The sequence below is a fragment of the Tunicatimonas sp. genome (assembly GCF_049647865.1).
Classification (GTDB): domain Bacteria; phylum Bacteroidota; class Bacteroidia; order Cytophagales; family Cyclobacteriaceae; genus Tunicatimonas.
The window spans coordinates 1-5,816 of the sequence record NZ_JBARYM010000366.1; the positions used below are offsets into that span (position 1 = coordinate 1).

The 5,816-nt window shown below is 46.1% G+C and carries 6 protein-coding genes; 5 read left to right on the forward strand and 1 reads right to left on the reverse strand.

The annotated features are described in order from the left end of the window. From WBA23_RS10850 to nuoK, 4 genes are all read left to right on the forward strand, one after another. A partial coding sequence (locus WBA23_RS10850) for a TonB-dependent receptor plug domain-containing protein (RefSeq protein ID WP_424582299.1) occupies positions 1-1,889 on the forward strand: 1,889 nt, incomplete at its 5' end. Positions 1,890-2,073: 184 nt separating this feature from the next. Next, complete coding sequence (locus WBA23_RS10855) at positions 2,074-2,613, forward strand: Uma2 family endonuclease (RefSeq protein ID WP_424582300.1); 540 nt, start codon at positions 2,074-2,076, stop codon at positions 2,611-2,613. Between the two features lie 56 nt (positions 2,614-2,669). Next, positions 2,670-3,284: a hypothetical protein gene (locus tag WBA23_RS10860; protein WP_424582301.1), complete on the forward strand. Its 615-nt coding sequence runs from the start codon at positions 2,670-2,672 to the stop codon at positions 3,282-3,284. A gap of 90 nt (positions 3,285-3,374) precedes the next feature. After that, positions 3,375-3,680, forward strand: coding sequence for an NADH-quinone oxidoreductase subunit NuoK (gene nuoK / locus WBA23_RS10865; RefSeq protein WP_424582302.1), 306 nt, complete (start codon positions 3,375-3,377; stop codon positions 3,678-3,680). A gap of 16 nt (positions 3,681-3,696) precedes the next feature. Here nuoK and WBA23_RS10870 read toward each other — a convergent pair whose 3' ends face one another. Beyond that, positions 3,697-4,614 (reverse strand): prolyl oligopeptidase family serine peptidase, encoded by a 918-nt coding sequence (locus WBA23_RS10870; protein ID WP_424582303.1) that lies wholly within the window; start codon positions 4,612-4,614, stop codon positions 3,697-3,699. 420 nt (positions 4,615-5,034) lie between these two features. Here WBA23_RS10870 and WBA23_RS10875 point away from each other — a divergent pair. Further along, on the forward strand, positions 5,035-5,816 hold a 782-nt coding region (locus tag WBA23_RS10875), incomplete at its 3' end, for a TonB-dependent receptor plug domain-containing protein (protein ID WP_424582304.1).

Genomic DNA, 5,816 nt, shown 5'->3' on the forward strand with positions numbered 1-5,816 from the left:
TAAATGATCAGGCGAATCATATTTCTGTTCGGGGCAACTCACCTAACAGTATGCTGTGGCGGGTAGAAGGTATTGACATTGTAAATCCTAACCACTTATCCAACGCCGGAACGTTTGGTGACCGTCGAGCTGCTAGTGGCGGTAGCCAAAGTGTATTAAGTACGCAAGTATTAGGTGATTCTCGCTTTTTAACCGGATCATTTCCGGCCAACTACGGTAATACGGTTGGGGGCGCTTTTAATATGCAGCTACGCCGGGGAAACAGCCAGCAGCGCGAGTACACTGTGCAAGCCGGATTGATTGGGCTGGAGTTTGCCGCTGAAGGGCCATTCACCGAAGGCGGGGAAAGCTCTTACTTAGCCAACTACCGTTACTCTACCGTCGGGTTGCTTACGAATGTAATTGGGTTAGACTTTGGCGGCGAGGCAATTTCTTTTCAGGATTTATCATTCAATCTAACGTTTCCCACCCAGAACGCGGGGACGTTCACGTTCTTCGGAATTGGGGGAACCGGACGAAACGTATTTGAAGCTTCGCGCGACTCATTGGAGTGGGAAGCCCAGGAGGACCGCTTCGACGTTACCTTCACCAACGATATGGGAGCCGCCGGAGTCACCCACACTCTACCCCTCAACAAGCGCACGCTGATAAAGTCAGTAGCGGCCATGTCTGCTTTGAGTAGCACCCGGCAAGGAGATTTAGTGACTGACACCTACGAAACCCAGCTACTGGAAGAAGATACTTACCAAGAGTACCGGTTTTCCGCAACTTCCTCAATCATCCACCGAACTTCAGCCCGACAAGTACTGAGTGGTGGGCTGTTTCTAAACTATCTCAACTACCAACTATCGAGCAGTGAAGGTACCACGGTGGCTAGTCCGCAGATACTGGTTTCGGGCGAAGGTGCCGGATGGTTGCTACAACCCTACGTGCAGGGTGAGTGGCAACTGGGTAGCCAACTAACTGGTCAACTGGGGTTACACCATACGTACTTCTCGCTAAGCGAATCTCACTCGGTAGAACCACGGGCGCAGCTTCGGTGGAGTCCGAGTGCTCGGCATTCACTTACGCTAGCCTACGGTTTGCACAGCCAAATTCAACAACCCGGTGTATACTTTTCAACTGTACCTAACGATCTGCTGGGTGCACCCCCGCTTCGTCCTAACCAAAGCGTAGATTTAACTAAAGCATTTCACTATACACTAGGCTACCAGAATTTGTTAAGAGAAACTGTTCGGTTGCGGGCGGAAGCCTATTATCAAGACTTATTTAATGTTCCTATTGCCGCTAATCCTACCAGTTCGTTTTCAGCGCTTAACCTATTCGATGGATTTGTTAATGAAAGGCTGCTCAACGAAGGAACGGGCGAGAACTATGGCTTAGAAATATCGCTGGAAAAAAGCCTGGTAGATAGTTACTACTTCTTACTAAGCAGCTCGCTCTACGAATCAAAGTACACCGGGGCTGACGGAGTGAAGCGCGACACTCGTTTTAACGGCAACTACGCTTTCAGCCTGACGGGAGGTAAAGAAATTCCCTGGAATAGAAACGATAAGCAACGGGTAATTGGGATCAACCTGCGAGCTAACTATCTGGGCGGATTACGAACCACTCCTATTGATGAAGCTGCTTCTCGCGAGCAGCAGACAACTGTGTTTATTAACGACCGAGCTTTCGCTAATAAGCTACCCGACTACTTTAAGCTGGATTTACGCCTCAGTCTGCGAAAAAACACCGAGCGTTATACTAGCGTATGGTCATTAGACCTACAGAACGCGCTTAATCAGCAAAACGTAGCTTTTCAGTACTTCGACACGGTAGAGGGAGCTATTGTTACCAAGTACCAACTGGGCTTGATCCCAATTCTGACGTATCGCGTAGAGTTTTGATTTAATAGTCCACAAGTTACTGCTATTCAGGTGCGGAAATCCGCTGCTTGCCGAAATTTTAACACTTTTGTATATTGTATTATCTAAGCATGTTCATACGCTAAAGTAATCACGAATTACTAGTAAAAAATAAACCATGGAAGCACTATCTGAAAAAAGGTATACTCTTGACGAATATTAACGGTTGGAAGAAGCATCCGATATACGTTACGAATATCATAACGGAGAAGTGTTTGCTATGTCGGGAGCTGCGCCAAAACATAGTGCCCTGTCGTCCAACGTCAATAGTTTCCTGCGGGCTAATCTCCCTCCCGGTTGTCGGCCCTTCGATAGTGATTTGAAAGTATTCGTAGACACTCTTCAGAAGGGATTTCATCCGGATGTTTCCGTAGCCTGTCGGCCCACAACCGGCCCTGATGAGATCAACGCAATTAATAACCCCATTTTAATTGTAGAAGTACTCTCGCCCAGCACCGCCGACTACGACCCCGTATCCACGGCGGGAGGACAGAAATTCTGGTTCTACGCTGAACTACCTTCTTTACGGGAATATGTGCTTATTGAGCAGAAACGGCAGGCCGTGGAAGTTCGCTACCGCCCTTCGTCGGAAGGTAAATGGGTAATGGCCTACTACGAAGGAGAGGATGCTGAAATTCTCCTACGATCATTGGATTTGCGCCTAAAAGTTAGTCAGGATTATGAAGATACTGAAGACCTTTCGTGACCACCTTTCGGTTAAATGTAGTATTTTTGAGCCGTAACTTTTTAATCTAACCTATCATGAAAAAGCTTTCTCTCTTATTTGTATTAATTCTTTCTACCGTTGTTGCTTTTGCTCAGGATGACGACTCTCAGCAGGAGACTCTAGTGAAGGGCTTCCGGGTTACCAGTGCCGGAGGCTACGGCGGACCTTCCCTTCGGACCAGCTCTATTGGTGGCGATTTTGCGCTATTCTTCGGGGGCTACGGCGGCGTGTTTATTAACAAAAAATGGACGTTTGGTGGTGGGGGCTACGGTATGATTACTCAGTTGGATGTTCCTCCGGCCGCGGCAAACGGAAACCTTGGACGGCACTACGATATGGGGTACGGTGGGTTCTTAACTGAATATACCCTTCGCAGTGATCAAATGCTGCACTTAACCGCTCACTTACTGATTGGCGGCGGAGGTATCTCGCACGATATAGAAGGTGAACCCGACCTGGAAGATACCGGTAGCAACTTCTTCGTGTTAGAACCCGGAGCCGGAGTAGAACTAAACATCACCGATTTCTTCCGTCTAAACGGTGGACTTACCTATCGTCTGGTGAGTGGTTCCGACACTGCGGGCATTACCGATGGTGACCTAAGCAGTATGGCATTTTTCCTTAACTTTAAATTTGGCTACTTTAATTGATGGTAAAGGGTGGACGGTAAACGGTAGAGGGTTATAAACACTTTTCAAACTGCACCTTTTCCTTTGACCGTCTACCCTCTACTCTTTAATATGATTCCGCTAGAACATTATCTGCTTCTGAGTGCTTTCCTGCTGTGTGTAGGACTAGCGATTATTGTTACTAAGCGCAACGCAATTGTTGTACTAATGGGTATTGAGCTTATTCTGAATGCAGCTAATATTAACTTAGTGGCATTTAGCCGCTACGATGCTTCACTATTGCAGGGGCAGATGTTCGCGCTATTTGTAATTGTGGTGGCGGCGGCTGAAGCGGCGGTAGCGATGGCCATCGTACTAAAGGTTTATAGCTTCTACAAAACTGCTAACGTAGATGACATCCGAGAGATGCGAGGTTAGCGAAGTGATAGATTTGTTATTTTTTATTTCGCTTTTCGTCTAAAGCATTCAGTAGAAAATGAGTCATCTTTTCGAAGTACGCTGATTCGTGCAATCCGGGGCCATGTTTAGCATCCGCCACAACAATGAGTTCGCTAGTAACTTTCTGCTGCTGAAGAGCTTGGTGCAACATTTCGCTTTGGCAGGGTGGAACCAACGGATCAGCATTGCCGTGGATAATTAAAAAAGGCGGGTCCGTCGCGTCTACGTAGGTGGTAGGATTGGCTAAGGCACAGCGTTCACCATTCTCTTGAATAGGCCCACCGATGAGCGTGGATTCCGGAGAATCAGCAGCATCGTGGTTCATCTGACTACCGCAGGAATCCATCGCCTGGAAGTTAGTGGGGCCGTACCAATCTACCACGGCATCTACGGAACTACTCATATTGGTAAACTTTCCTAAGTTTCCTTCTATCGGGATAGTTACTTCACCGACCGAGTGTCTCTTTATCTTCCCAGATGTGCCTAAGAACGCAGCGAGGTGCCCGCCCGAAGAATTGCCGATTACAGCTACAAACGAGCTATCTAAAGAAAACCGCTCGGCATTGCCCCGCAGAAAACGTATTGCAGCCTTCGTATCGTGGACCTGGGCAGGAAATATTGCTTTACGACTTGAGCGATGATTGATAGCTACTACTGCGAATCCGGCTTTCAATAGTGCCGGACCGAATAACTCGAAGCTCTGCTTCTTCCGATTATCAGCGAACCAGGCACTGCCGTAGATGATAACTGCTACCCGAGAATGTTTCGCATTTTGCTGGGGTAGGTAGATATCCAGCCGGTGACCTACTAATGTATCGCCCGCGTAATTCACATCTGGCCACTTCGGCAATATATCCTGCGCCAAGCCGGTAATTTGCGTAATAAGTGCAAATAATAATATGATTTTAAACATTATCGGTTTATGATTTTTTTCGAAAATCGTAACATAAACTTAATAATCGTTTGTTGCGCTAAATTAAATCAATAAAGTAGATGTTTTTTTAATAGTTTTTGATAAATTAATATTCAGTTAACATTTCATGATTACCTTGCTCCTATGATCTTAATCAGTTTAAAATACTTTCTGTCTTTTCAAATCTATACCCAATAGTGCTAGCTAAATTCCTTTCTTTTCTCTCGCCACTAAATCTCAATTTCTAATACCAATAATTCTTCACCAAACCAAACCTGCCTATAGCAAATCTTACCAACAACCTATTGTAACCTAGCACCTTCCAGGAAGGTAGCTGACTATTTTTTGATACAAATGCTCCGATAGTAGCCTCACACCTTTGTATCGAACCAACAATCTTCAACCTTAACAACTCAATTTATGCAACCGGAATTAATACCAAAATCCCGCTACTGGAGGGGGTATGCTCTTCTGTTATTTACCTTTCTCTTTTTCTGTTCTAGCACCCTACTCTTGGCTAATAATTATTCATTCACTGTGGTTTCGGGCACAGTGAACTCTCCTGACGATAACGAAGGCTTGCCCGGAGTGAACGTACTGGTGAAGGGAACCAGCCAAGGAACCGTTACTGATGTAGATGGCAGGTACAGTATCAATGTGCCTAACGATGATGATATTCTCGTATTTTCTTCCATCGGCTTCGTATCTCAGGAAGTGCCCGTGAACGGTCGATCCACCGTTGATATCACCATGTCTGAAGATGTTCAGGCACTAGACGAGATTGTAGTAATTGGCTATGGTACTCAGAAAAGATCAGATCTTACCGGGGCAGTAGGCTCAGTAGATGTAAAGCAGCTTCAGGAACGACCTGTGGTTTCTCTTAATCAATCGTTGGCGGGTAGAATACCGGGAGTACAAGTAAATGTTAACTCGGGGCGGCCCGGCGGAAAAGCTAACATCCGGGTTCGGGGATTTAGCTCCATTAACTCATCCAATAACCCACTTTACGTAGTAGATGGGGTTCAACTACCTATTACTACTCAAACCCAGCGCAGCCAGGCTATTGATTATATCAACCCTAATGACATTGTATCGGTAGAAGTATTGAAAGATGCTTCTTCCACCGCTATTTACGGAGCTAGAGGAGCTAATGGGGTAATACTAATTACTACTAAGCAGGGAAAAGCGGGTGAGGGAAAAAT